This window comes from Desulfoconvexum algidum (assembly GCF_055382125.1).
On record NZ_AP042394.1, the window covers coordinates 418961 to 443155 of the forward strand.

The 24195-nt window shown below is 45.7% G+C and carries 24 protein-coding genes; 19 read left to right on the top strand and 5 right to left on the bottom strand.

Annotation, left to right across the window (positions count from 1 at the left end; all coding sequences use genetic code 11):
- The first annotated feature begins 11 nt into the window (after positions 1 to 11).
- Together ACZ45G_RS01835 and ACZ45G_RS01840 are read left to right on the top strand one after the other, a co-directional pair.
- The gene (locus ACZ45G_RS01835) at positions 12 to 671 is read left to right on the top strand and encodes a DsbA family oxidoreductase (protein WP_464174921.1); all 660 of its coding nucleotides are present in this window, start codon (positions 12 to 14) and stop codon (positions 669 to 671) included.
- Positions 672 to 789: 118 nt separating this feature from the next.
- Positions 790 to 1494 (top strand): Crp/Fnr family transcriptional regulator, encoded by a 705-nt coding sequence (locus tag ACZ45G_RS01840; RefSeq protein ID WP_464174922.1) that lies wholly within the window; start codon positions 790 to 792, stop codon positions 1492 to 1494.
- Between the two features lie 95 nt (positions 1495 to 1589).
- On the opposite strand, the gene ACZ45G_RS01845 is transcribed toward ACZ45G_RS01840, so the two are convergent.
- Positions 1590 to 1913, bottom strand: coding sequence for a carboxymuconolactone decarboxylase family protein (locus tag ACZ45G_RS01845; protein ID WP_464174923.1), 324 nt, complete (start codon positions 1911 to 1913; stop codon positions 1590 to 1592).
- Complete coding sequence (locus ACZ45G_RS01850; protein ID WP_464174925.1) at positions 1914 to 2162, bottom strand: hypothetical protein; 249 nt, start codon at positions 2160 to 2162, stop codon at positions 1914 to 1916. It abuts the gene before it with no gap.
- A 271-nt stretch (positions 2163 to 2433) separates the two neighbouring features.
- Between ACZ45G_RS01850 and ACZ45G_RS01855 the strand changes: the two genes are divergently transcribed.
- The 7 genes from ACZ45G_RS01855 (at position 2434) to ACZ45G_RS01885 (ending at position 7540) form a co-directional block, all read left to right on the top strand.
- Positions 2434 to 2619, top strand: coding sequence for a hypothetical protein (locus tag ACZ45G_RS01855; RefSeq protein WP_464174926.1), 186 nt, complete (start codon positions 2434 to 2436; stop codon positions 2617 to 2619).
- Positions 2585 to 2755, top strand: a complete 171-nt coding sequence (locus ACZ45G_RS01860; protein WP_464174927.1) for a hypothetical protein — start codon at positions 2585 to 2587, stop codon at positions 2753 to 2755. Before ACZ45G_RS01855 ends, ACZ45G_RS01860 begins: the two co-directional genes overlap by 35 nt.
- A 62-nt stretch (positions 2756 to 2817) precedes the next feature.
- Positions 2818 to 3621, top strand: a complete 804-nt coding sequence (locus tag ACZ45G_RS01865; protein WP_464174928.1) for a DUF3786 domain-containing protein — start codon at positions 2818 to 2820, stop codon at positions 3619 to 3621.
- A gap of 335 nt (positions 3622 to 3956) precedes the next feature.
- Positions 3957 to 5819 (top strand): CHASE domain-containing protein, encoded by a 1863-nt coding sequence (locus ACZ45G_RS01870; RefSeq protein ID WP_464174929.1) that lies wholly within the window; start codon positions 3957 to 3959, stop codon positions 5817 to 5819.
- A gap of 176 nt (positions 5820 to 5995) precedes the next feature.
- On the top strand, positions 5996 to 7006 hold the full coding sequence (locus ACZ45G_RS01875; protein ID WP_464174930.1) for a DNA-3-methyladenine glycosylase family protein: 1011 nt from the start codon (positions 5996 to 5998) through the stop codon (positions 7004 to 7006).
- Positions 6978 to 7187, top strand: coding sequence for a hypothetical protein (locus tag ACZ45G_RS01880; protein ID WP_464174932.1), 210 nt, complete (start codon positions 6978 to 6980; stop codon positions 7185 to 7187). The genes ACZ45G_RS01875 and ACZ45G_RS01880 overlap by 29 nt, the downstream gene beginning before the upstream one ends.
- A gap of 8 nt (positions 7188 to 7195) precedes the next feature.
- Entirely contained in the window at positions 7196 to 7540 is a 345-nt protein-coding gene (locus tag ACZ45G_RS01885) for an antibiotic biosynthesis monooxygenase family protein (protein WP_464174933.1), read from the top strand.
- A gap of 335 nt (positions 7541 to 7875) precedes the next feature.
- Here the strand turns inward: ACZ45G_RS01885 and ACZ45G_RS01890 are convergent, their stop codons facing one another.
- Positions 7876 to 8697 (bottom strand): MBL fold metallo-hydrolase, encoded by an 822-nt coding sequence (locus ACZ45G_RS01890; RefSeq protein ID WP_464174934.1) that lies wholly within the window; start codon positions 8695 to 8697, stop codon positions 7876 to 7878.
- Between the two features lie 206 nt (positions 8698 to 8903).
- On the opposite strand from ACZ45G_RS01890, the gene ACZ45G_RS01895 reads away from it, so the two are divergent.
- The 7 genes from ACZ45G_RS01895 to ACZ45G_RS01925 all read left to right on the top strand — a co-directional run bounded on the left by ACZ45G_RS01895 (position 8904) and on the right by ACZ45G_RS01925 (position 16481).
- On the top strand, positions 8904 to 10721 hold the full coding sequence (locus ACZ45G_RS01895) for an ABC transporter substrate-binding protein (RefSeq protein ID WP_464174936.1): 1818 nt from the start codon (positions 8904 to 8906) through the stop codon (positions 10719 to 10721).
- A gap of 128 nt (positions 10722 to 10849) precedes the next feature.
- Complete coding sequence (locus ACZ45G_RS01900) at positions 10850 to 11842, top strand: ABC transporter permease (RefSeq protein ID WP_464174937.1); 993 nt, start codon at positions 10850 to 10852, stop codon at positions 11840 to 11842.
- The gene (locus ACZ45G_RS01905) at positions 11839 to 12711 is read left to right on the top strand and encodes an ABC transporter permease (protein WP_464174939.1); all 873 of its coding nucleotides are present in this window, start codon (positions 11839 to 11841) and stop codon (positions 12709 to 12711) included. Before ACZ45G_RS01900 ends, ACZ45G_RS01905 begins: the two co-directional genes overlap by 4 nt.
- Before the next feature lie 14 nt (positions 12712 to 12725).
- Entirely contained in the window at positions 12726 to 13688 is a 963-nt protein-coding gene (locus ACZ45G_RS01910; RefSeq protein ID WP_464174940.1) for an ABC transporter ATP-binding protein, read from the top strand.
- 3 nt (positions 13689 to 13691) lie between these two features.
- Positions 13692 to 14678 (top strand): ABC transporter ATP-binding protein, encoded by a 987-nt coding sequence (locus ACZ45G_RS01915; RefSeq protein ID WP_464174941.1) that lies wholly within the window; start codon positions 13692 to 13694, stop codon positions 14676 to 14678.
- Positions 14678 to 15418: a creatininase family protein gene (locus ACZ45G_RS01920; protein ID WP_464174942.1), complete on the top strand. Its 741-nt coding sequence runs from the start codon at positions 14678 to 14680 to the stop codon at positions 15416 to 15418. Before ACZ45G_RS01915 ends, ACZ45G_RS01920 begins: the two co-directional genes overlap by 1 nt.
- 172 nt (positions 15419 to 15590) lie before the next feature.
- Positions 15591 to 16481: a response regulator gene (locus ACZ45G_RS01925; protein ID WP_464174943.1), complete on the top strand. Its 891-nt coding sequence runs from the start codon at positions 15591 to 15593 to the stop codon at positions 16479 to 16481.
- A 61-nt stretch (positions 16482 to 16542) separates the two neighbouring features.
- On the opposite strand, the gene ACZ45G_RS01930 is transcribed toward ACZ45G_RS01925, so the two are convergent.
- A complete protein-coding gene (locus ACZ45G_RS01930; RefSeq protein ID WP_464174944.1) occupies positions 16543 to 17751 on the bottom strand; it encodes an NADP-dependent isocitrate dehydrogenase in 1209 nt (402 codons plus the stop codon).
- Positions 17752 to 17844: 93 nt separating this feature from the next.
- On the bottom strand, positions 17845 to 19584 hold the full coding sequence (locus tag ACZ45G_RS01935; RefSeq protein ID WP_464174945.1) for a sigma-54 interaction domain-containing protein: 1740 nt from the start codon (positions 19582 to 19584) through the stop codon (positions 17845 to 17847).
- Positions 19585 to 19924: 340 nt separating this feature from the next.
- Here ACZ45G_RS01935 and gcvPA point away from each other — a divergent pair, with 340 nt between their 5' ends.
- The 3 genes from gcvPA to ACZ45G_RS01950 are packed head-to-tail and all read left to right on the top strand — an operon-like array spanning position 19925 to position 24096.
- Positions 19925 to 21325: an aminomethyl-transferring glycine dehydrogenase subunit GcvPA gene (gcvPA, locus tag ACZ45G_RS01940; RefSeq protein ID WP_464174946.1), complete on the top strand. Its 1401-nt coding sequence runs from the start codon at positions 19925 to 19927 to the stop codon at positions 21323 to 21325.
- Between the two features lie 43 nt (positions 21326 to 21368).
- On the top strand, positions 21369 to 22946 hold the full coding sequence (gene gcvPB, locus ACZ45G_RS01945) for an aminomethyl-transferring glycine dehydrogenase subunit GcvPB (protein WP_464174947.1): 1578 nt from the start codon (positions 21369 to 21371) through the stop codon (positions 22944 to 22946).
- Positions 22947 to 22956: 10 nt separating this feature from the next.
- A complete protein-coding gene (locus tag ACZ45G_RS01950) occupies positions 22957 to 24096 on the top strand; it encodes an ATP-NAD kinase family protein (protein ID WP_464174948.1) in 1140 nt (379 codons plus the stop codon).
- Positions 24097 to 24195 lie beyond the last annotated feature (99 nt).

Here is a 24195-nt window from a genome sequence, read left to right on the forward strand (position 1 = left end):
GAGGGTTTGTAATGACAGAAAAAATAAAAATAGACATTATTTCGGATGTGGTGTGCCCCTGGTGCATCATCGGGTACCGGCGCTTGGAAAAAGCAATTTTCGAACTGGGGATAGAAGAGAGGGTTGACATTGAATGGCATCCCTTTGAACTTAATCCCCAAATGCCGGCCCAAGGTGAAGAGATCGTCGGTCACATGTCTGATAAATACGGCATGACCCGGGATGAGAGCATCCATACCCTCTCGAATATGAGCGATGTTGGGGCAGAAGTCGGATTTAAATTCGATTTTTTTGACGGGATGAAAATGGTCAATACCAGGGATGTTCATATCTTGCTGGATTATGCCAAAGGGTTTGGTAAACAGACAGAACTGAAAATCCGTCTGTTTGAAGCTTTTTTCAGTGAACGAAAAGATGTCTCGGACCGGCAGGTTCTGGCCCGGGAGTTACAGGCAGTCGGCCTGGAGGGTGAAGAGGCGCTGGTAACCCTGAATGATGAAAAAATCCGGGAACGTATTTTCACCCGGGAAAGTTACTGGCATGGCATGGGGGTAACATCCGTGCCGACAATGGTTCTCAACCAATCGGGTGTGCTAAAAGGGGCACAGTCAATTGATGCCTACAAGCAGGTATTGGATGGATTGAACAACAAGGTAAAAGTATTTTTGTAATCATTGCTACCATAATTTTGCTGCCGGATTCTTATGGATCTGCCAGGTTAAACACGGAAACCTGATTTTCATATAATAAACATTTAGAATAATGCGTGTACCGCATGGAGGACATAATATGGGTTGCTTATGTCAACAAATCGCAGGGGATGACATTGAATTGTCACCCACCTGTATCGGTAGCCTTTGGATATTCGAAAAGCTTGCTCCGGAAGATGTTCAGGCCCTGGCCAAAAAGGCCTTGAGAAAAAAATTGAAAAAAGGGGAAAAGGTATTCATGCAGGGCGATTCCGCCGATGAAGTGTTTCTCATCAAAGGGGGGCGCATTAAACTCACCAAGGTTCTTGAAAATGGGACCGAATTGCTGCTCGATCTGCGAAAATCCGGGGACTTTGTGGGGGAAAATATGTTCTCTGAAGAAGGGGAATATCCTGTCAGCGCTGTCTGTCTGGAGGATACACTAACCTGCGGGTTTACCCGGAGCCAGTTTGAAGAGCTGGTGCTCAAGCACCCCACGGTGGGACTTCAGGTTATCAAAACTCTCAGTGAGCGGATTTCCTGGCTTACCACCCGGGTGGGAAATCTTGCGGTAACAAACATTGAGGACCGCCTCTATCGGGTGTTGAGTAACGTTGCCAAGGAACACGGGGCCCAAAGTCCTAAAGGTGTGGTGATTCAGTTTCCTTTAACCCATGAGGACTTAAGCTTTTTAACGGGTGCCCACAGAGTTTCAATTACCCGGGCCATGAAAGCCCTTAAAGAGGCGGGTAAAATTATCCTGGAAGGCAAACGGCTTATCCTGCCTGCTTTAAACATCGCATAGGTAGTTTATCCTAAACATTTAAAACAAAGGGCAGGAGATCCGCTGAGGGGCTCCTGCCCTTTGTAAATTTTACGGTCAATTCTGAATTCGTATGATTATTGGTTTTGCATTTGACTGACCATTTCCTGCATGCCTTCAACAGGAGCCCCCAAGGCGTCAGCCATTCGATCCATAAAACTGAAAAGTGATACAACTGCTATTGCTTCGAAAATTTCCGGGTCAGAACATCCCTGATCTCTTAATTCCTGAATCGTGCCTTCATGGACTTTATGGGAATTTTCTGTTGTCGTCTTTGCCAGACCAAGCAGTTTCTTTGTTTTATCATCGATAAGAGAGGATCCGTCTATGTCTTCAAGGATGGATTGGACCTGTTCCTGAGTAAATCCCTGCGCCATGACCATGGCGCTGTGTGCATCCACTCAGTAAGCACAGGCGTTCAGTTTTGAGACATATGCTGCAATCAGCTCTTTGGTACTTCTTGGCAAAGCGTGGTCTTCTACCATCAATCGGTTAACATAATTGACAATGGGTTCCAGAAGGTCGGGCCTCATGCTCTGAGCCACAAAAACCTTGGGAACCATCTGGAACATTGTTGTCAGTGTATTGTATGTTTCCTGAAGCTGGCCTGTTGCCGCTTCAGAGTCTGTTGTCGGGAAAAAATAACTCATACCTGCAGTTTCCTTTGTTTATTGGTTTTATTACTGTTCAATGCGGGTTAACTTTTATCTTTTTGAATCATACGTGTCTGGAACCAAATATTCTGTAGCAATTGTTACAAAAATAAGAATAAAGTTTGATGAACGCAAGATAGGGTATTTTGGCACAATGTCTCGGCAACCTCTGGATATTTCAAAATCTTGGCCCAAAAGATGTTGAAGCTCTTTCAAAAAAAACATTGAGAAAGAAGATGACAAAAGGGGAGACTTTGTAGGAGAGAACATGTTTTTGGAAAAAAGCCTGTACCCTGTGACTGCGGTTTGCCTCGAGGATACCCAGACCTGCAGCTTTATCCCTGGCCAGTTTGAAGAATTGGTGCTGAAGGATCCCTCAATGGACCTTCAAGCCATTTTGGTTGAAGACAATGCGGTTGATGACCAACAATTCAACAAAGCGGGTGGGTCTTGAAGGATATGGTTTAAGTGTGGTAAAATGGGTGTCAATTGAAGTAACGCCCAATGAGTTTAATAATGATTATTTCAATTGTAAACTATTTAAAATGGGACATCTTTTAAGGATGGTTGCGCTGGGTTTTGCGGTATAAACCGCATCTTTAAGGCAGATTTCACCGGTTGAACTAAAATAGGAAAAAGGAAGGCAGTTGATATGTCAAATTTCAAAAACGTCATGGAAGTATTTAAATTATTGGAAAAAACCAATTGCCGCAAATGCAATAAACCGACCTGTCTTGCATTTGCAGCAGCCGTATTTCAAGGCCAGGCGTCTTTAAGTGAATGCCCGTTTATTGATGAAGAAACCATTAAGGCCCATGGAGACAAAAATGATAAAGTGAAAGCCGGGGTTGAGCTCGATTATCAAAAAGCGATCCGCAATTTGAAAGAAAAAATTAAGCAGACAGACCTGGAATCCAGGGCCAGGATACTTGGTGAAAGGTTCTCAAATGGCCGACTGACCTTGAAAATACTGGGAAAAGATCTGAGCGTTGACACCAATGGTGAGATTTCTACCGATCTTCATGTCAATCACTGGCTTGTCCCGCCGGTGATGAATTATATCCTGTCAAGCAAGGGACTTGCATTGACTGGAACCTGGGTTCCGTTCCGGGAACTTAAAACATCCAAGGATTGGGCCCGTTTTTTTGAGCATCAATGCGTTGATCTTTTTAAAAAGATCGCAGACTCAAGTCCGTCTTTTTTCGAAAATATCATTGAGCTTTTCAATGGCAGACCCGTTGAAAATCATTATGATGCAGATATCTCCCTGATTATCAAACCACTGCCGCTTCTGCCGCTGCTGATTTGCTACAATAATCCCGAAGAAGGGATGGCGTCGGATCTGAATCTTTTCTTTGACGCCACGGCAGATAAAAATCTGCCAATTGAAAACATTTATACCCTGACGACCGGACTGGCCACCATGTTTGAAAAACTGGCGCTGACGCATGGATAGTTTTTTTTAAATAATGATACGTGGTTGCAACCTGAAGTATGGCGCAAATAACGTAAATCCAGACCCGAACCCATTGTCTCCTGAAAAAGTGATCCCAATGATTCGAAAGCTGTTCTGTTCGCAACTGTATACTCGGGAGGAAAGTCCTTAAAATCATATATTAATTTTGTAATTTTCAACTTTTTAATGTAACGTTCATTTTAGAATCTTTTCCAGTTACAAATTGAATCTCTGAATACTATGACAGCTAAACTTTATGCAAAAATGGTCAAATTGGGCGATATGTATAAATTTAACCATATAGTGGGCATTCTTGAAGATGGCAGAGGTTATAAATGATGCAAGATAAGATTAAACCGGAACTGTCTGGTCAACCATCCACTCGGATGTCCGGCATATTTTCGATTTTCCACTGTCTCGCCCCTATGGGCATACGGGGTGCATGGATTGTACTGTCTGCAGCCTTACTACTAACTTTCACCGCTTGGTATTTCGCAAGAGCTGAAGCAATTAAAAGGGATCATACACGCTTCAATTTTCGGGTCGAGACAATAGAAAAAGAAATTTATGAGCGCCTCCAGGCCTATGAATTTCTGCTTCAAGGGGGGAGCGGTCTTTTTTCGACTACCAATGAAGTCACTCGGGATGATTGGCGGACCTATGTAACGAAGTTGCAGATTAATCAATATTATCCGGGAATTCAAGGGGTCGGTTTTTCTAAACGAATTCTTCCTTCTGATAAGGATGCTCACATTCGCCAGATTCGCAGTGAGGGTTTCCCCAAATACACTATCAACCCTGAAGGGGATCGGCCGGAATACACCTCAATCATCTTCCTGGAACCCTTCGATTGGAGAAATCAACGGGCTTTTGGCTATGACATGTTCTCTGAACCTATCCGTAAAGAAGCCATGATCAGAGCCCGTGACACTGGAAATGCAGCCTTAAGCGAAAAGGTCACTTTGGTCCAGGAAACGGATAAGGACAAACAGGCGGGCTTTCTTATTTACCAGGCGATTTACCGCAAAGGAGAACCGCACGATACAACAGAGCAGAAACGCAAGGCGTTAATGGGATATGTTTACAGCCCTTTTCGTATGAATGAGTTCATAAAGGGTATTCTGGCCGAAAAAAAGGGCTACATTGAACTTCAGATTTTTGATGGAGATAAGCCGCTAAAAGAAACCCTTCTATATCAAAGCGATAGCGCAAAAGAACCTTTCAACTACGCTGAAGATTGCCATTTTGCAACTGACCAAGTTGTCTTGGAATATGCCAGCCATCGTTGGTTGCTATCTTTCGTTTCCTCAAAACATTTCGAAAAAAACATCTCGACCGGCAATTCAAACTTCATTTTATGGCTCGGCATCACCATCAGTCTGCTGTTATTTGGCATGTTATTGTCTTTAGCCAAGTCGTACAGCCAAGCAATCAATCTGGCAAATACGACAGTGAGCCTGAAAAAGGCGAATATCGAATTAAGACAAGAAATCATGGAACGTGAGCAGACTGAAATGGCGTTGCATAAAAGTGAGCAACGATACAAGAGCGCTCAACGAATGGGTCAAGTAGGGAACTGGGAATATGATCTTGTAACAGGAAGTTTTTGGGCCTCAGATGAAACAAAACGCATTTATGGATTTAATCCTGAAAGTAAAAATTTTACAACAGCGGAGGTCGAGAATTGTATCCCGGATCGAGAAAGGGTTCATCAGGCACTGATTGATCTGATAGAAAACAACACACCATATGACCTTGAATTTGAAATCGATCCGGTTAGCGGGCCAAAACAAAAATTTATCAGATCAATAGCAGAACTTCAAAAAGATGATTCAGGCAAGCCATGCAAGGTTACAGGCTTGATCCAGGATAGTACACGACAAAAAGAACAAGAAGGGATGCTGCTGGAACGAGAAAAGCTCCAGGGTGTATTAGAAATGGCCGGCGCTATCTGTCACGAACTGAACCAGCCTTTACAGGTAATATCCGGTTCTTCTGAAATACTCTTGATGGACATTGAAAGCAGCGACTCCAAGTGTAAAGAGATAAAAAATATCCAGGCCAACGTCAAACGAATGGCTCTACTGATGCACAAGATTCAGGGAATTGTCCGGTATCAGTCTAAACCATACTTGAAAAACAAAATTGTTGATATTGAACAGGCCTCCCTGCATGAGAAAGGAAACGATTTTCCATGACTGAAAACAAATTATTCAATCCCCTTAAATCAGTAATTGAAATGATAAATAAAGGCCCCTTTTTTATGCATATGGCAATGCGTGTGACTGAATTAGACATATTGTGACAGGCAAAAGAATAAAATCAGGGAAAACCTACCGAATAAATTTTTAAGGAGGGCTTATTCCGTATAAAATTGTCGGAATTTCAGAAAAGCACGGGAATTTTCTGCCGTCCTTCTTGTCCCGCTCCCATGGCCAAAGAGGAGAATGTGGTTTATTTCAAGGAAGTTTTCAGCCTAGTGCCGTCAGCGGTAAAAAAAGAAGTATGCAGCGCCAACGACACAAACACGACCCTGTTACTGCCCTATACCAGGCCGTTACATTTTTTACAGATGATTGAATTCATGAAAATCAGAGCCATGAAAGGGGTGGAAGTCATTGATGGTCAGAGCTATTCCAGAACTTTCAGGACAGAACGGTCCAGAGGATACTTCACTGTCAGGGATAACCCCGGAAAATCTGCTCTGGAATTGAGCATCCTCTGTGATGATATCAATTGTTATATGGAAATTTATAACCGGGTCCGCCGGATGTTCGACCTGAATACTGATTTTTCCGCCATCAATGAAAAATTTAAAGGGGACAAGCATCTTTCCAAGGGGATGATGGAGGGCCATGTTCCCCGTCTGCCCATTGCGTTTAATTCATTTGAATTTTGTGTCAGGGCTGTTTTGGGCCAGCAGATTTCAGTACAGGCCGCCTCCACCCTGGCCTCGCGCATTACGGAAAAAACAGGAATTCGGACAGAAAAGGACTTTCCCCCGGGATTGGATTATTTTTTCCCCGAACCTGGGGAAGTGGTAGAAAACAGCCTGGAGGAGATCGGCATTACCAGTGCCAGGCAGGCCACCATCGTTAATATTGCCCAGGGGTTGATGGCCAAGGCATTCTCCCTGAATCCCAACCAACCCTTTGAGGATTTTCAAAAGGAATTTTCCGCCATCCGGGGGATAGGGGACTGGACGGTGAACTACGTGGCCATGAGGGGATTGGGTATGGTGGACAGTTTTCCGGCCACAGACCTTGGGATCATCAAGGCCCTGGAAAAAAATGGCAAACGGCCCGGGAAAAAAGAGATATTAAAACAGGCGGAAAAGTGGCGGCCTTACAGGGCCTATGCCGCTCTTTGCCTTTGGAACCAGTAAACAAGGAAGCCTTCTGTATTATACAAATTTTAATACCCGGCTCTGTGAAATTATCCTGGTCGGGGATGAAAAAGGGTTGGCCCACGGCCTGAACATCAAGGAAAAGCTCATCGCCCTGGAGGCCTTCCATTACTACTGCCTGGCAGGTATCGGGCAACCCAAAAAACAATTAATCCAGTGAGGAGAACCATGTTCGCAGTTATATTTGAGGTAAAACCTACCGAAGCAGGTAAAGAAAAATATCTGGAATTTGCCGCACAATTGCGTCAGTTCCTGGAAGACAGCCCGGGATTGATCTCCATTGAACGTTTTCAAAGCCTGATCGAAGAGGGCAAGGTCCTGAGCCTTTCTTTCTGGGAAGATGAAGGATCCATCGAAACCTGGCGCAACCTGATGGAACACCGCACAGCCCAGAAAAGCGGAAAGGATTCCCTGTTCGAATCTTACCGGATCCGCGTGGCAGAAGTGGTCAGAGACTATACGGATGGTAACCGGGATAACGCCCCGGAAGATTCAAACACCTCTCTTTTTTAAATCCGGGACGCCATTCGGCCCGGCTGCAGGCGGGGAATTGGACCTGCCGGTGCCCGGTTTTTTTCAGTTTCTCTGAAAACGCACAAAGTTGCGGCAGGGCATCCAGCTCACCGCGTTTTTTCAAGGCGCCGGTCCAGGTATTTCTCTCTGCATTTTTATACACATCCCAACGCCGTTTCTTCTGATACCATTTCTGAACTGGTATACGATTATTCAGATTCCCAAATCCCGGTACTTGGCTATTGGAATTAATTCTTTTGTTGCTTAGCGGAATTTCCTATCCTTTATCCTTCAATATTTTGACGAGATTGTATAACCTGAATTGCCAGGGGAAATCAATATTCCAGAACAGAGCCGCAACCAATTTCTTCAACCCGACACTGCCGGGACAGCATATATTTGTATTTTGCCTTTGTACAATGGCAAGGATGTAAAACATCCGGGGTAAGATCAGATAAAAATTTTAATGTCCCGTCAATTTTTTCCTTTGAAGGGTCCAGCAGGTGAAGGCCTCCCACCACATCGCAAATTTTATTTTGACCACAGACAGAGATGGCCGTATTAATAATATTACAAATTCCGGAATGGGAACAGCCGGTAATGATGACCAAGCCGTCATCGGTTTTATAGGCCATGGCAGAATCGTCGATTAAATGATCCGGCTCAAGGGTTGATCCATTATAAAATGTCCCTTTTGGGATAAAATTTTCAAAGGAAAGCCTGCGTTCTATCTCACCTAAAAAAACCAAATCCTCCGTGATCCAGAAAGGCCGACTTGTTTTATTAACGATAAAATAATGATCAAGAACCTGTTCGGAAATTATATTTCCCACAATCTGATCCTGATAGTATTTTATGTCCAATGCCGAAGGATGAAGGGTCAAACGAGGCTTTTTTTTCGGTGGATGGCTTTTGTAAAAATTGATTAAATGAAAGAGTCCGCCTATATGATCGTCATGGCCATGGGAAATCACAATATGGTCAAGCTTATCCAAAGGCAGGTTCAGTTCCCAGGCATTTTGTAAAAAAATTTGGGTAAGGCCTGAATCAAATAAAATAGCCTCCCCTTTGGTTTCAATAAAAAAAGAAAGCCCGGGTTCACCCGATAAATTATTTCCAATCATTACATTATTATCTACTAAAACAGTGAGTTTCAAAATCATCCCCTCAAATAGCATGAATTAAAATGGAAATAATAAATTAAAACCCGAAGAGTTTAAAGGAAAAAAGATAAGTATTGAAAATACCTATGCCTTAAGCCCAATCCCATCGGCAATTCAAATTAGACAACACAGAAGGGAATCATATATACAAGGAACAATTAAATTTTAGTTTGGTTAACCCCTATAAAATGGATATGGATATGAAAAATAGAAAATTGAAATATTTTGGTCTTTTTTTGCTCATGGCGGCGCTGATTGCCTTTTTCGCGGGTTGCCAGGGGAATCAAGAAAAAGAAAGTTCAAACCAGGAACAAACAACAAAAATAGCGGCGGCCCAAAAGATAAAAAACCCGGACACCTTTATAGAAGCCACGCGCAACAGCATAGAGACCCTGGATCTGCATTTCATGTCCAGCACGGCCACCACCTGCATTGCCTACAATGTTTATGATTCTTTACTCTCCAATCGTTCTGGAAATGAGATAGAGCCCTCTTTGTCAACAAAAGTTCCAACCATTGAGAATCAATTGATTTCAATTGGCAAGGACGGAAAAACGACCATAAAATTTCCCATAAGAGAAGGCGTAAAATTTCATAACGGAGAGGTACTCATACCAGAAGATGTGAAGTATACCTTCACAAGGGGAATTGTTGTCGGATCATTGTCCAACCTGTGCCAGGCATTGACCGGAGAAGGATCATTCAAACATTTGATCGACACATCAGGCCTGGCGGAAGCGTATAAAATTCTGGACTCAGCCATTGTTGTTAATGGCCAGGAGGTGAGTTTCATACTGAATGCGCCCTTTTCTCCGTTCTTAGATATCATTGCCGATAACGGAAGCTGCTATGGAATTTTAAATAAAAAATGGTGTATGGCCCAGGGTGCCTGGCCCGGAACGGCAGAAACGGTTAAGGATTTTATTTCCATTACCGACGAAAAAAATACCCTGCACGACAAAATGATGGGGACCGGCCCCTTTAAGGTTGAAGCCTGGCAACAGGGAGAGCGGCTGACCCTTCAACGATTTGATGGGTATTGGCAGGGGCCTGCAAAGATTCATCGTGTGATCAGGCAAATTGTTTCCGATGACCTTGTTGCCATTCAGCAGCTGCAGAGGGGAGACGTTGATTTTGTCTGTCTGAATTTATCGGAGTTACCGCAGGTGGAAGGATATGAAGGGATTAAAGTGGTAAAGGATATCCCCTCTTCCCAACTCATAAAGATGAATTTTAATTTTAATATGCACGGGGACAAGTATCTGGGAGATAAAATCCTTGGAGACAAGGGAACACCTCTGGACTTTTTCAGTGATATTGATGTGCGAAAAGGGTTCTGCTACGCCTTTGATTATGAAACCTTTATCAAGGATGTTCTGCTTGGTGGCGGGCAAAAACCCTATGGCCCCGTGCTCATCGGATATCCCACGGCAAATCCGGACAATCCGCAATATACGTTTGATCTGGAAAAGGCTGCCGACCACCTTAAGAAAGCATTTGGCGGGAAGGTATGGGAACAAGGCTTTAAGCTTGTCGTCCCCTTTTCAGCGGGTTCCACCCACCGCCAACGTGCCCTTGAAATTCTTCAGGCCAATTTAAAAAAGATCAACCCGAAATTTCAATTGGAACTGACCTCATTGCCCTGGGCCGCCTATGTGGGCGCAATCAATGACAAAATCATGCCGATTTCCATATTTGGCATTTTGCCCCAATATCGCCATCCCTATGGTTCCTTGTCCTATCATATGCATTCGGCAGATTATTATGCCAATGCAGAAGGGTATTCAGATCTGGCAAAGAAAAAATATGATCCCCTGATCGAACAATTGGCCCACACCTTTGACAAGGAAACACTTACGGCCCTGTCCCATGAACTGCAACGGCTTTCCTATGAAGATGCCCTTTCCATCTTTCATTATCAGGTGATCGGTCAGGTGGCCATGAGAGACTGGATTCAAGGCTATTCCATCAAACCCTTTCCCTTTCTTGTTGATTATTATCAAATTTATAAGGAATAAGCGGCCATGATCGTTCATCGTTTTGGCGGGGCTGCAAGCGAAAGCCAAAACGATGTGGCGATGTGGATTGGTGAAACTGGGGGATTACCATCAAGAAATATGTTTTAAAACGGATCCTTTCCATCCCGTTGGTTCTGCTTATCCTGTCCATGGTCATCTTTTCCCTGGTTCTTTTTTTAAGTCCATCGGAAAGGGTGGCGGTTTTTGTGAGCAGTCCCGATGCCCTGCAAAATATCTCCATGGAGGATTTGATCGCAAGATATGGTTTGGATAAACCGTTTTATGTTCAATACGCCAACTGGATGACCGGAATTTTAAGGGGGGAGCTGGGGTGGTCAAATTCTGCCAGGATGCCGATTTCCAAGGCGCTGTCCACGCGTATCCCCGCCACCGTGGAGTTGCTTCTGTTGGGCCAGATGATTGTTTTTTTTGGCGGGATTTCCTTAGGAACCCTGGCGGCAAAACACCAGAATCGATTTTTTGATCATCTGATCCGGGGCATCACGACCATTGGTGTCTCCATTCCTGAATTTGTCATTTCCCTTTTCCTGTTGATTCTCTTTTACGTAAGCTATGACCTGTTTCCCCCGGGCAGATTAAGTTTGTTCGCAACAGATGTGGTGTACTCCCAGGGGTTTGTGGCCTATACAGGACTGCACCTGGTCGATTCCTTGCTAAACAATAGACTTGATGTTTTTTGGGATGCCCTTAAACACATTTTCCTGCCGTCCATTGCCTATTCCATGGGCGGACTTGCCGCCATGGTTCGTTTGATGCGCTCCTCCATACTGGAAAATTTATCCAAAGGATATGTGGATACCGCCCGGATGAAGGGATTGTCCGACAAAATGGTTATCAACCGGCATGTGCGAAGGAATGCCATGTTGCCCTCCATTACGTTCATGGGCATGCAAATCCCCTCCCTGCTTGGGGGATCGGTGATCGTTGAAACCATTTTTAATTTTCCGGGAATGGGAACCTTTATCGTTACTGCGGCAAAGGGCTTGGATTTTCCGGCAATTATTGCAGCAAGCCTTGTGATCAGTCTCATGATCATCATCAGCAATCTTTCAGTGGACCTGCTGTATGGGGTGTTTAATCCTCAAATGAGGGTGGCGTGAAAAAAAATTTGGGAAGGCTGATAAAACAACCCCTTGGGGTGTTGGGGCTAGTGATTGTCTTCTTCTGGATCGGCGTTGCCCTTCTTGCACCGGTTCTTGCGCCACCACAGGATCTTAACAATCCCTATATGATGCTGCGTCATGGTTTTTCTTCCCTTCCCCTTTCTCCTGGCAAGCTCTGGCCCTGGGGAGCCACATCCGGCGGTTATGATATCTATTATGGCATTGTCTGGGGAAGCAGAACCGCACTCATCATCGGACTTACAACGGTTTTGTCCACATCAATAATGGGAACCTTGATTGGCGGCCTCTCGGGGTTTTATGGGGGGATTCTGGACGAGGTCACCATGCGGATTGTGGATCTTTTCATGAGCATTCCCTTTTTGATAGCCGTCATTGTCATGACCACGGTCCTGGGGAAAGGGCTGGATAAGATCATTTTTGCGTTGATCCTTTTTGGGTGGCACAAGTATGCCCGAATGATGAGAGGCGAGGTGTTGAAGGTGAAAGAGCAGGAGTTCATCCTCGCGGCAAAGAGCATGGGGGCATCTTCCATGCGGATTTTTTTCATTCATATTGTTCCTAATTCCATCTATCCTGTCATGATCCTGATGTCCATCAATATCGGAAGAATGGTATTGGTGGCCGCTTCATTAAGCTTTGTGGGGGTTGGTTCAGAACCTGGATTTGCAGACTGGGGACAGATGTTAAATTTTTCTCGCAGCTGGATTTCCGGAATTCCGGGGCATCCCTTTCATTATTATTATACCTATCTTTATCCTTCCATTGCCATCTTAAGTTTTGTCCTGGGGTGGACCATCCTGGGCGATGTGTTAAGGGATACCCATGACAGCCAAAGTGAGATTTGACATAAAGGAACTCCATGGAAAAATTATTGGAATTAAAAAATCTGACGGTGTCATTCAACCATAATGGTCAGAAAATTAAAGCGATTCATCAGCTTTCCCTGGCTGTGGAAAAAGGAGAAATTCTGGGACTTGTGGGTGAGTCAGGATCAGGGAAAAGCGTAACCGCCAGGTCGATTTTGGGGTTGTTAAAGGGTTCAAGCAAGACCATGATCAGTGGTAACATTTTTCTGAACGGGAACGATCTGCTTGGGAAAAACAGCGGTCAGGAGGGGAATTTAAGATCCCGGGAAATGGCAATGATTTTTCAAGACCCCATGGATTCATTGAATCCGGTTTTCACCGTGGGATATCAAATCGCCGAAGTTTTCATGGTTCAGAAAAAAATGGCCAAAAAGCAGGCCCTGGCAAAAAGTATTGAGATCTTAAAAATGGTGGAAATCCCATCCCCTGAATGGACGGCCAGACAATATCCCCATCAACTCAGCGGGGGAATGTGTCAACGGGTGATGATTGCCATGGCCCTGGCGAAAAATCCTGAACTGCTCATTGCCGATGAGCCGACCACGGCGCTGGATGTAACCATTCAGGCTCAAATCTTACAATTGTTATATGAATTTCATGAAAAAACAGGTGCCGCCATTTTATTTATCACCCATGATCTTGGCATCGTTGCCCAATTTTGTCATTCCGTGGCCATCATGCTCCAGGGTGAAATCATTGAAAAAGGAAAGGTGAACAGCCTATTTATGAATCCTTTGCATCCCTATACAAGAGGCTTGCTGGATTCAATACCGATTCCGGGACAAAAGAAAAGACTAACCCCCATGATTCAAGACCTGGAAATGGGGACCCCTCTTAAGGGATGTAAATTTTTTAACAGGTGCCCTCAAAAAATGGGCCGGTGTGAATGGGAAACGCCCCGGTTTAGTGAGCCCATACCCCATCATTTTGTGCGATGTTTCATACACGGGACATGAGCCATGGATAAAGAGATGATTAAAATAGAATCTTTGAGAAAAGAGTTTACCATCCGACAAGGATTTTTCGGCAAAAAAAGGAAAATTCTTAAGGCGGTTGATGGATTGAATTTTTCCATTTTAAAGGGTGAAACATTCGGCCTTGTGGGCGAATCCGGGTGTGGAAAATCCACCACCGGGAAAATGTTGATGCGGTTGTTGGACCCCACATCCGGGAAAATATTTTTTAAAGGACAAGATCTGACGGCAACCGCTGGAAAAAAATTAATGGGGATGCGGCGCAATTTCCAGATGGTTTTCCAAAATCCCTATGGGTCCCTTAATCCCAAAATGTCTTTAAAAGAACTTCTTGAAGAACCGTTAAAAATTCATGACGTCGATGTTAAGGATCGGGGCAAACGACTTAATAAATTGTTGGATTACGTGGGATTAAGCACCTCTTTCATGGATCGATATCCCAGAGAATTCAGTGGCGGGCAACGGCAGAGAATTGCCATTGCAAGGGCCCTTGCCTTGAATCCTGAATTCATCGTAGCCGATGAGCCGGTTTCCGCCCTGGATGTTTCCATCCAGGCACAGATTTTAAACTTACTCGTGGATTTACAAAAGGAATTAAAACTGACCTATCTGTTTATTTCCCACGACCTGGGGGTTGTTCAATATGTTTCGGATCGGGCAGGGGTTATGTATCTGGGGAAAATCCTTGAATTGGCAGATTGTGATGACCTGTATGACAAGGCCTTGCACCCCTATACAAAAGAGCTGTTATCCGCTATTCCTCTGGCAGATCCCAATAAAAAATTTAAACTCACAAAGACAGAAAACTTAAGGTTGAATTTTTCCTTAGCTGAAAAGGGATGTCTCTATTCTCCCCGGTGTAAAGAAAAAATGGATATCTGTGTAAAAGAAACCCCGTTATTTAAGGAACATACCCCCGGGCATTTCGTGGCCTGCCATTTATATTCAATTCAAAGAAAGGATGCACAATAATGAAAGGTGTTATTTTATCAGAAAAAACCCATGAACAAGCAGAAAAACTCATTCATAAAGAGAGTATAATGGTCTTGCCCATAGGCGGTGGGACAAAGGAGCACGGTCCTCATCTGCCGGCTGGTACGGATTTTTATATTGTGGAGGAATTGGCAAAAAAGATTGTTGAGAACTGTGATGTGGTTTTGCTGCCCACACTTTCATATGGGTATTATCCGGCCTTTGTGGATTGGCCTGCAAGCATATCCATAAACGCCAGAACCTTCATTGATATGATCGCGGATATCATAAGACCCTTTGCCTGCATTGGTGTTAAAAAATTTATGATCCTGGATATTGGTGTCAGCACCCAACCCCCCCTCCACGTGATGGCTTCGGATTTACACAATGAGTTGGGCGTATATGTGGCGGTTACCGATTTTGGTGAAATATGGAAAGATATTAAACATCAGATCTGCCAACAAAAAGAGGGCGGGCATGCCGATGAAGCAGAGACCTCTTTGATGTTAGCCATCCGGCCGGAACTGGTCAAAATGGACAAGGCAGTTGAAGAGTATCGAGAACCTTTTAAGGGGACGGTGGTCAATGGCAGGCGGATTATAAGTATCAGAAGCAAGATGGATACACAAAATGGCATTCATGGGAACCCGACGTTTGCCACTAAAGCCAAGGGCGATATGATCCTGGATCGATCCGTTGGGATGATCCAAAATTTTTTGGAAGAATTCAAGAAAATTTAAAATCACAATGGACCTGTTTTCCTGCTATCATATTCAGCACTTGGGTTTAGGTTGCGATTTCCTTTTTTCCTTTTTGATCCATGCTACTTTGTGGTATGATTAATCCTTTTTCATACATGACTGAGCGGATTAAAACCCGGACAATATCGGACACAAAGAAATTGGAGGTTTAATGCAAGAGACAGTTAAATGGTTAAAAGTTGTTGAACATCTGGCAAGTGAGGTTTATTTAAAAGCCTCTGAATATTTTAAACTGGATCAGGAATTTTCAAAATTTTTAAAACGTGCGGCCGAAGATGAAGTCTCTCACTATCAAATCATGATCAATGCAGCCAATCACCTTGGCAAAATAGAAGCCCGAAACCCTTACATTGCAATTGGCAAAGAAATCAAACAAAAAATAGAGTCTGCCTTTCATGAAGTTAACCGAAAAATGGCCGCCAAGACCCTGACAAAGGGTGGATTAATTGAAACACTTATCAAAACTGAGTTTTCTGAATGGAATGATATTTTCCTTTATGTGATCAATACCTTAAAAGTAGATTTCAGGGAATTTTCCCATGCGGCCATGAAAATTCAAACCCATAAGAGGGCCTTTGAATACTTTTGCGAAAATTCCCCTGAGTATGCGGACAAGATAGATCACTTAAAACAACTGCCTGCCATATGGAATGAGAAAATCCTGATCGTTGAAGATGATGAACCCATAGCAGAGCTTTTAAAAGCGATACTCAATGATGAGGGGGATATTGATATTGTCCACAATGGCCAAAAAGGGCTTAAAAAAGTTGAAAATACGTATTATAAGCTCATCATATCAGACATTGATATGCCCCTTATGAACGGCATTGAATTTTATGAACACGCCAGTAAAATTTACCCGAACATCAATGAACGGTTCTTGTTTTTTACGGGAATACCATCCCCTGAGAGAACAATATTTTTCAAAAAAAACCGTATAGAATTTCTAAAAAAACCATCCAATATAGATGTGATACAGGAAAAGGCATTACATATCCTTCTTAAAAATCCCAAAATCACAATGAAAAACAAATCAGCCTGAACTTAAATTGTTATAAAATTTTAAACATCCCCGGGCGTGAGCCAGTGTCAGGCCCGGGTTACTACAAGATATCTTTAAGCCTTTGTGCCAATGTGTCTATAAATTGGTTGGAATCAAGTATTTTTTTAGCAGGTGGGTTGCAGATAGCCGCAAGATCCCCTGTCATATAACCCTCCTCAATGGTTTTGATAACGGTTTTTTCCAGTTTTTCTGAAAACGCACAAAGTTGTGGCAGGGCATCCATCTCACCTCGTTTTTTCAAGGCGCCGGTCCAGGCATAAATAAGGGCAACCGCATTGGTGGATGTTTTCTCCCCTTTCAGGTGTTTGTAATAATGTCGTTGAACCGTTCCGTGGGCCGCTTCATATTCATAATATCCATGGGGGGAGACCAGTACCGATGACATCATGGCAAGGGATCCAAAGGCCGATGCCACCATATCGCTCATGACATCCCCGTCATAATTCTTACAGGCCCAGAGCATTCCCCCTTCTGATTTCATCATCCTGGCAACAACATCGTCTATGAGGGTATAGAAAAAGGTAATTCCCATTGTTTCAAATTTTAGTTTGTATTCATGTTCAAAAATGTTTTCAAAAATAAGCTTGAAGGTTTCGTCATATCGTTTTGAAATGGTGTCTTTTGTGGAAAACCAGCAGTCAATTTTCTGGTCAAGGCTATATTCAAAACAGGCCCTGGCAAAACTTGAGATGGAGGCATTTGTATTGTGAATCCCCTGGATAATGCCGGGACCGGGCAGTTCCATGATGGTTTCCCGGGTCTCTTTGCCCTGGGTATCGGTAAAGACAATTTCTGCCTTGCCCCCGGTCCGGGTCTTTATCTCTGCATTTTTATATACATCCCCATAGGCGTGCCTGCCCACAATAATCGGCTTTTTCCAGGAGGTTACCCCCGGTTTGATATTGTTTACCAGGATAGGTTTTCGGAACACCGTGCCGTCCAGCATGGCCCGGATGGTTCCATTGGGACTTTTCCATTGTTTTTTTAAGCTGTATTCTTCAACTCTTGCCTGGTTCGGCGTGATGGTGGCATTTTTAACCCCTACACCATATTTTTTTATGGCATTTGCGGCATCAAGGGTCACCTGATCATCGGTTTTATCTCTATTTTTGATACCCAGATCGTAATATTGGGTTTTCAATTCAACAAAAGGCGCAATAAGTTTTTTCTTGATAATGGGCCATAAAACCCGGGTCATTTCATCTCCGTCAATCTCGACAAGGGGGGTTTCCATTTGAATTTTTGCCATCTGTTTCTCCTTATTGTTTCAAAAAGGGGTGAATTGATATAACGGGACAATATCAGAATGCCCGGGGCAATGGATTTTTATAAAGCCGTTTATTTAATTGTCCTCCTTAAGTTTTCGGTACAGGGTCCTGAGGCTGATGCCCAGTTCCCTGGCGGTTTGTTTTTTCCCCTGGACATCATGGCCGTGGCGGTCCAGGCAGGATAGAATGGCCTCCATCTGGGCAGTTCTGGCTGCGGACCGGATAGTGGGGGCCGACGGTTCCGGGGAGAGGATAGTGTCCCTGTCTAAAAACCGCTGGGGCAGGCTTTCAAGGGTGAGGGTGTCGCTGTCTTCCATGTTGACACTGTATTCAATGATATTTTGGAGTTCCCTTATGTTCCCGGGCCAATCATGGGTATAAAAGGCTGCCATTACCTGGGGGGAAATCCGGTGAATTTTTTTGCCGGCTGTTTGGTCGGATTCTTTGAGAAATGCCTTGGCCAAAATCTCGATATCCTCTTTCCGGTCTGCCAGGGGTGGCAGATCCATGGGGATGACATTGAGCCGGTAAAAGAGATCCGCCCTGAAGCGGTTGTTCTTGACCAGGGTCTCCAGGTCCTGGTTGGTGGCGGCAATGACCCGGACATCAATGGGGGTGACCGTGATGCCTCCCACCCGCTGGAGGGCATAGTCCTGGAGAACGTTTAGCAGCTTTACCTGCATGTGCAGGGGCATTTCTCCGATTTCATCCAGGAAGAGGGTGCCGCCTTCGGCTAGTTCAAACCGGCCGGGTTTCCCGCCCTTCTTAGCACCGGTAAAGGCACCCTCCTCATATCCGAATAATTCAGATTCAAAGAGCGTCTCGGGAATGCTGGCGCAATTGACCGGTACAAACGGCCCCTTGGACCTGACACCGGTATGGTGGATGGCCTTTGCCAAAAGTCCTTTGCCGGTGCCCGTCTCTCCGGTGATTAAAATGGTGGACCTGGATCGGGCAAGACGGGTGATCATTCGTTTGAGTTGGTTGATGCCCGGGCTTTTACCCAGGATGGCGTCAAGGGAAAGGGAACTGTCCGGCAAGGATAGGGAGGGGTCAGACCCATTGGCGCTGCTTTGGTTTTGCTGAATACTTAAGATGGCCCCATTGAAGTGGTCATCTTTAAAAATGGGTCGGGCGGAAATAAAGGCTTGGCTGTTGTTGATCATCACCCGGATATCTTTCAGAAGGCTGGCATCAAGGATTTTGTCCACAATGGGTTCGGGCAGGATATGGAAGACAGACCGGGTATATAGATCGCAGAATGAAAATAGTTTTAAGGCCTGTGGATTGCACCGGGTGACAGCCCCTTTGGGGTCAATGGTCAGTATACTCTCACGGGTGAGTTCCATGGCGGCGTTGAGGATCTGCTCGGTTTCATCCAGTTTGTTGTGTTGGCTTTTTTGGGACACAAGCTCGGAAATCAAGTCCGAGAATATATCCAAGGCATCCACATAGATATCGGTTTCCCGGGTGATCCGTTCGTGCCCTTCGGCGGTAAAGGAGGTAAAGGTTATAACCCCCAAAGGGGTGGTACCGATGGAGATGCTTCTGAGAATTTCTATTTTGGCCGGGCAGTTGCCCAGGAATCTGCACCCGGCACAGGCCGTCATGTGGCCGGGCTTGTTGACAATGATATTGCCATTGGCCACCACCTCATCAATGGACGGGGCATGGACTGTTTTGCCCTTTTGTTGAAGGTAGTCGTGGGTGCAGGCGATAAGGCGGCTTTGGAGATCAAAGATTGCCACATCAATTTTAAGGGCGCCCTGTATGATCTGGGTGATTCGTTCCAGATCCTGTTTGCAGGTGTTCATGTCCATCAAGGTCTTTTCTTCTTTTTTGTATCGGTTTATAGGGGAATAAAATTATATTTTACGCTTTTCCAGGGCGGTTGACAACTGGTTTGTCACAGGATGGATAAAATTGACAAAAATGACAACTCCCGGGTTTGATGTCCCTGTGATATGGAAACCCGATGGAGAAGGAATTATGTCCCTTTGAGGGCAAATGCATTGGAAACAGGCAGGTCTGAGATTCTATCCCGGGTGCAACCCAGGTGTCGGCACGGAATATGCTATAGTTTAAGAATATGCTATTGGTAGATTTATTGACTAATTGACCATGAATATCAACATTCGTTACAAGGAGAGATCCATGACAATCAAGGGGTTTAAAAGCCATCCCTATATTCCCAACTCGGTCCCGCAGATACAGGATGAGATGCTGGCAGAACTGGGGTTATCCAGCCTGGAAGAGCTGCATGAGCAAATTCCTGCGTCCCTGAAGTTAACCCAAAACATGAATCTGCCCAAGGCGTTGGGGTCGGAATTTGAGTTGAAAAAACATGTAAAGCAACTTTTGGCCAAAAACAGGCATTGCGAAGAGAATCTTAATTTTCTGGGGGCAGGGTGCTGGCAGCATTATGTGCCGGCCATCTGCGATGAAATCAATTCCAGGGGCGAATTTTTGACCGGGTATGGCGGCGAAATGTACAATGATTTTGGCAGATTTCAGTCCTTGTTTGAATACCAGAGTATGGTGGGAGAATTGGTGGACATGGAGGTGGTCAATGTTCCCACCATGGACTGGTGCCAGGCCGCAGCCACTTCCATCCGCATGGCCTCCCGGATGACAGGCAGAAAAGAGGCCCTGGTGCCGGATCTTATGGATCCTGAAAAATTTTTGGTCCTGAAAAATTATTGCGGCCCGGATATAAATCTCGTCCGGGTGGGCCATGACCCTGTGAGCGGTCAGCTTGATCTTGAAGATCTTGCATCCAAACTGTCTGAAAAGAGTGCCGCCGTTTATTTTGAAAACCCTTCTTTCCTGGGATTTATCCAGATCCATGGCCAGAAAATTTCTGATCTGGCCCATGGGGTAGGCGCTGAAAGTATTGTGGGCGTGGACCCAAGTTCCCTTGGGGTCTTGACACCCCCTGCCCAGTATGGGGCAGACATTATCTGCGGTGAGCTCCAGCCTTTGGGCATGCACATGAATTATGGCGGCGGCCAGGCAGGATTCATGGCCACCCGGGACGAGGAACGGTATGTCATGGAATTTCCCTCCCGGCTCTTCGGGATTGTCCCCACCCAAAAAAAAGGGGAATACGGGTTTGATGATGTGGCCTATGACAGAACCTCATTTGGGAATCACAGGGAGCATGGCAAGGAGTATGTAGGTACCCAGTCTGCCCTGTGGGGAATCACCGCCGGGGTTTATCTGGCCAGCATGGGCCCTTTGGGCATGGCAGAACTTGGCCAGACCATTCTTCAAAAATCCCTTTATGCCATTGAGCGAATAAATGGCATAAAAAATGTCAAGGGAAGCCGGTTCCAGTCCATTGGGTTCAAGGAATTTGTGGTGGATTTCACCGATACCGGAAAAACAGTGGCGGATATCAATGACGCCCTTTTATCCCGGGGTATTTTCGGGGGCAAGGATTTATCAATGGATTTTCCTCTACTTGGCCAATCTGCCCTTTATTGTGTCACCGAGATTCATGCCCAGGAAGATATTGATTGCCTGGTGGCAGCGCTTGCTGAGATCACAGGCTGATCCGTGGGAATTGCCCAAACTGGAACGAGAAAAGGAGACACAAATGGAACGAATTGATAGAAGCGCAAAGGTCAGGGAAAATTTCCACCAGGCCAAATGGGATGAGCCCATTATATTTGAATTGAGTAACAAAGGGGAACGGGGCATCCAGGTTCCTAAAGCCGAACCCCATATCCAGGAACTTGTGGGAGACGGGATCAGCCTTCTTCCGGCCCATATGCGCCGCAATGAGCCCCCGGCCCTTCCTGAAATTTCCCAGCCCCGGGTGCTTCGTCATTATATGCGCCTGTCCCAGGAAACCCTTGGTGCGGATGTGAACATTGAGATTGGCCAGGGCACCTGTACGGTAAAGTACAGCCCCAAGATAAACGACCAATTGGCAAAACTGCCCCAGATAAGTGAATTGCATCCCCTCCAGGCCACAAAAACGGTCCAGGGTATCCTGGAAATATTCCACAGGACCGAAGGAATTTTAAAGGAAATTTCAGGACTTGACCGGTTTACCTTCCAGCCCGGCGGGGGAAGCCAGGGGATTTTTACCATGGCTTCCATGGTCTACAAGTACTTTGAAGACAAGAAAGAACAGGATGTCCGCGATGAGATTATCACCACGGTTTATTCCCACCCTTCCGATGCAGCTGCCCCTGCGGTCAAAGGATATAAGATTATTTATATTCCGCCGGACAAGGATGGATATCCGGATTTTGAGGCCTTTAAGGTGGCTGTGGGCAAAAGAACAGCTGGTTTTTTTGTGGCCAACCCTGAAGACACCGGTGTATACAACCCCAGGGTTATGGAATTTACACAGTTGGTTCATGACCATGGGGGCTTGTGCGGCTATGACCAGGCCAACGCCAACGGGCTTCTGGGCGTAACCCGTGCCCGAGAAGCCGGGTTTGATATGTGCTTTTTTAATTTGCATAAAACCTTTTCCACCCCCCATGGCTGCGGCGGTCCTGCCTGTGGTGTTACCGGGGTGACAAAGGAATTGGAACCCTTTTTGCCCGGGCCTTTGATCATCAAAAAAGAGGACAGCACATTTGGATTTGATGCTTCTTTTATGACGGATTCTCGTTCCGTGGGCAAGATTCGCTCTTTTTACGGAGTGGCCCCGGTGGTTCTCAAGGCCTATGCCTGGATCATGAGCCTGGGAGCACAAGGTCTTTATGAGGTGGCCAAGGTGGCGGTTCTCAACAATAATTATCTCTATAAAAAACTCATGGAAATTCCCTGTGTGGAAGCGCCTTATATCAAAGGTAAGCAGCGGATTGAGCAGGTACGGTATACCATTGAAAAACTGACAACAGATACCGGTATCACCTCCGGGGATATCCAGCGCAGGATGATGGATTTTGGCATGCATTATTGGACCAGCCACCATCCTTATCATATCCCAGAGCCCATGACTCTGGAACCCACTGAAACCCCCTCCAGGGATGATCTGGATGAGTACATCAATACCTTGAAACATGTATTCCAAGAAGCCTATGACACCCCTGAAATCATACGATCGGCACCCCATAGCTCGGTTTGTCACCAGGTGGATGGGTCGCCCTCGGATGATCCAGCGCAATGGGCCATTACCTGGCGCAGTTATCTGAAAAAAACAGCGGCAAAATAGAGGGGGTTGATTGAAACTTGGATTTATCATCAACCCCATTGCAGGCCTTGGGGGCCGGGTAGGACTCAAGGGTACCGATGGCATGGCGGAAAAAGCCATTGCCATGGGTGCCCGTCCCCTGGCTCCTCAAAAGGCTGCCCGGGCCCTGGCAGGCCTGAAAGAAAGCAGGTCTGGCAAAGGCCCGAAGGAAAAAGACCCCCAGGAAAAAGACGGGGTGGTCATCCTGACCCCACCCGGATCAATGGGGGAAACCATTGCCCGGGCAGCAGGGTTTTCCCCCCAGGTGGTGGACATGCCTCGGGCAGCCAAGACCGGGGAAGATACCATTGCAGCCGCCAGAAAAATCCAGGCCCTTGGGGCGGATCTTCTCCTCTTTGTGGGGGGGGACGGTACTGCCCGTGACGTTTGTGAGGCCCTGGGGGCGAGTCTTCCGGTGATTGGTGTTCCCGCTGGTGTCAAGATCCATTCCCCGGTCTTTGCCACCACTCCGGAAACAGCCGGAGAGCTGGCCCAATTATTTTTGGACAAAGCCTCCTGCCGGGTCTGTGAACAGGAGGTGCTGGATATAGATGAGGACGCCTATCGGAAGGGCCGGGTCAGCACGCGGCTTTACGGGTATCTCCAGGTACCCGATGAGGGGCGGCGGATTCAGAACCGCAAATCAGGCACTCCTTTAAGCCAGAAGGCCTCCCAGAACCTTATTTCTCTGGACATGATTGATGCCATGGAAGCGGATATTTTTTACCTGGTGGGACCCGGATCCACCACCCGGCCGATTCTGTCCAACCTGAACCTTGCCCACAGTCTTTTGGGGGTGGATGTGGTTCAAAACAGGCAGCTTATTAAAAAAGATGCGTCGGAAAAGCAGATCCTATCGATCATAAAAGAGGATCCGTTCAAGATTATGATCACCCCCATTGGCGGCCAGGGCTATCTTTTTGGCCGGGGGAACCACCAGATCAGCCCAAAGATTATCCAGCGGGCTGGAAAAGAGAACATTCGGGTGGGGGCCACCCTTGAAAAAATCGGCAGCCTCAGGGGAGAACCGTTTCTCGTGGATACCGGTGACCCAGAGACAGACCGGATGCTCAAAGGCTATATCCGGGTGGTCACTGGGTATCGTCAGGAAATGATTTATCCGATTGTATAATTTGGTTGTATAATTAGGTTGTCCAAGCCGGGTTCTGAAATCTTCTTGCCGGTGAAGCACGATGGGCGTTTTCCTTTACAGCAGATAAAACCTGAAAAA

Bases quoted from the DNA above. Each gene is read 5' to 3' on its own strand.
- gcvPB (WP_464174947.1), top strand. From the start codon at position 21,369: ATGGAACGAATTGATAGAAGCGCAAAGGTCAGGGAAAATTTCCACCAG.
- ACZ45G_RS01925 (WP_464174943.1), top strand. From the start codon at position 15,591: ATGCAAGAGACAGTTAAATGGTTAAAAGTTGTTGAACATCTGGCAAGT.
- ACZ45G_RS01835 (WP_464174921.1), top strand. From the start codon at position 12: ATGACAGAAAAAATAAAAATAGACATTATTTCGGATGTGGTGTGCCCC.
- ACZ45G_RS01935 (WP_464174945.1), bottom strand. From the start codon at position 19,584: ATGAACACCTGCAAACAGGATCTGGAACGAATCACCCAGATCATACAG.
- ACZ45G_RS01840 (WP_464174922.1), top strand. From the start codon at position 790: ATGGGTTGCTTATGTCAACAAATCGCAGGGGATGACATTGAATTGTCA.
- ACZ45G_RS01850 (WP_464174925.1), bottom strand. From the start codon at position 2,162: ATGAGTTATTTTTTCCCGACAACAGACTCTGAAGCGGCAACAGGCCAG.
- ACZ45G_RS01920 (WP_464174942.1), top strand. From the start codon at position 14,678: ATGAAAGGTGTTATTTTATCAGAAAAAACCCATGAACAAGCAGAAAAA.
- ACZ45G_RS01860 (WP_464174927.1), top strand. From the start codon at position 2,585: ATGACCAACAATTCAACAAAGCGGGTGGGTCTTGAAGGATATGGTTTA.
- ACZ45G_RS01885 (WP_464174933.1), top strand. From the start codon at position 7,196: ATGTTCGCAGTTATATTTGAGGTAAAACCTACCGAAGCAGGTAAAGAA.
- ACZ45G_RS01865 (WP_464174928.1), top strand. From the start codon at position 2,818: ATGTCAAATTTCAAAAACGTCATGGAAGTATTTAAATTATTGGAAAAA.
- ACZ45G_RS01855 (WP_464174926.1), top strand. From the start codon at position 2,434: ATGTTTTTGGAAAAAAGCCTGTACCCTGTGACTGCGGTTTGCCTCGAG.
- ACZ45G_RS01895 (WP_464174936.1), top strand. From the start codon at position 8,904: ATGAAAAATAGAAAATTGAAATATTTTGGTCTTTTTTTGCTCATGGCG.
- ACZ45G_RS01880 (WP_464174932.1), top strand. From the start codon at position 6,978: ATGCCGCTCTTTGCCTTTGGAACCAGTAAACAAGGAAGCCTTCTGTAT.
- gcvPA (WP_464174946.1), top strand. From the start codon at position 19,925: ATGACAATCAAGGGGTTTAAAAGCCATCCCTATATTCCCAACTCGGTC.
- ACZ45G_RS01930 (WP_464174944.1), bottom strand. From the start codon at position 17,751: ATGGCAAAAATTCAAATGGAAACCCCCCTTGTCGAGATTGACGGAGAT.
- ACZ45G_RS01870 (WP_464174929.1), top strand. From the start codon at position 3,957: ATGATGCAAGATAAGATTAAACCGGAACTGTCTGGTCAACCATCCACT.
- ACZ45G_RS01910 (WP_464174940.1), top strand. From the start codon at position 12,726: ATGGAAAAATTATTGGAATTAAAAAATCTGACGGTGTCATTCAACCAT.
- ACZ45G_RS01915 (WP_464174941.1), top strand. From the start codon at position 13,692: ATGGATAAAGAGATGATTAAAATAGAATCTTTGAGAAAAGAGTTTACC.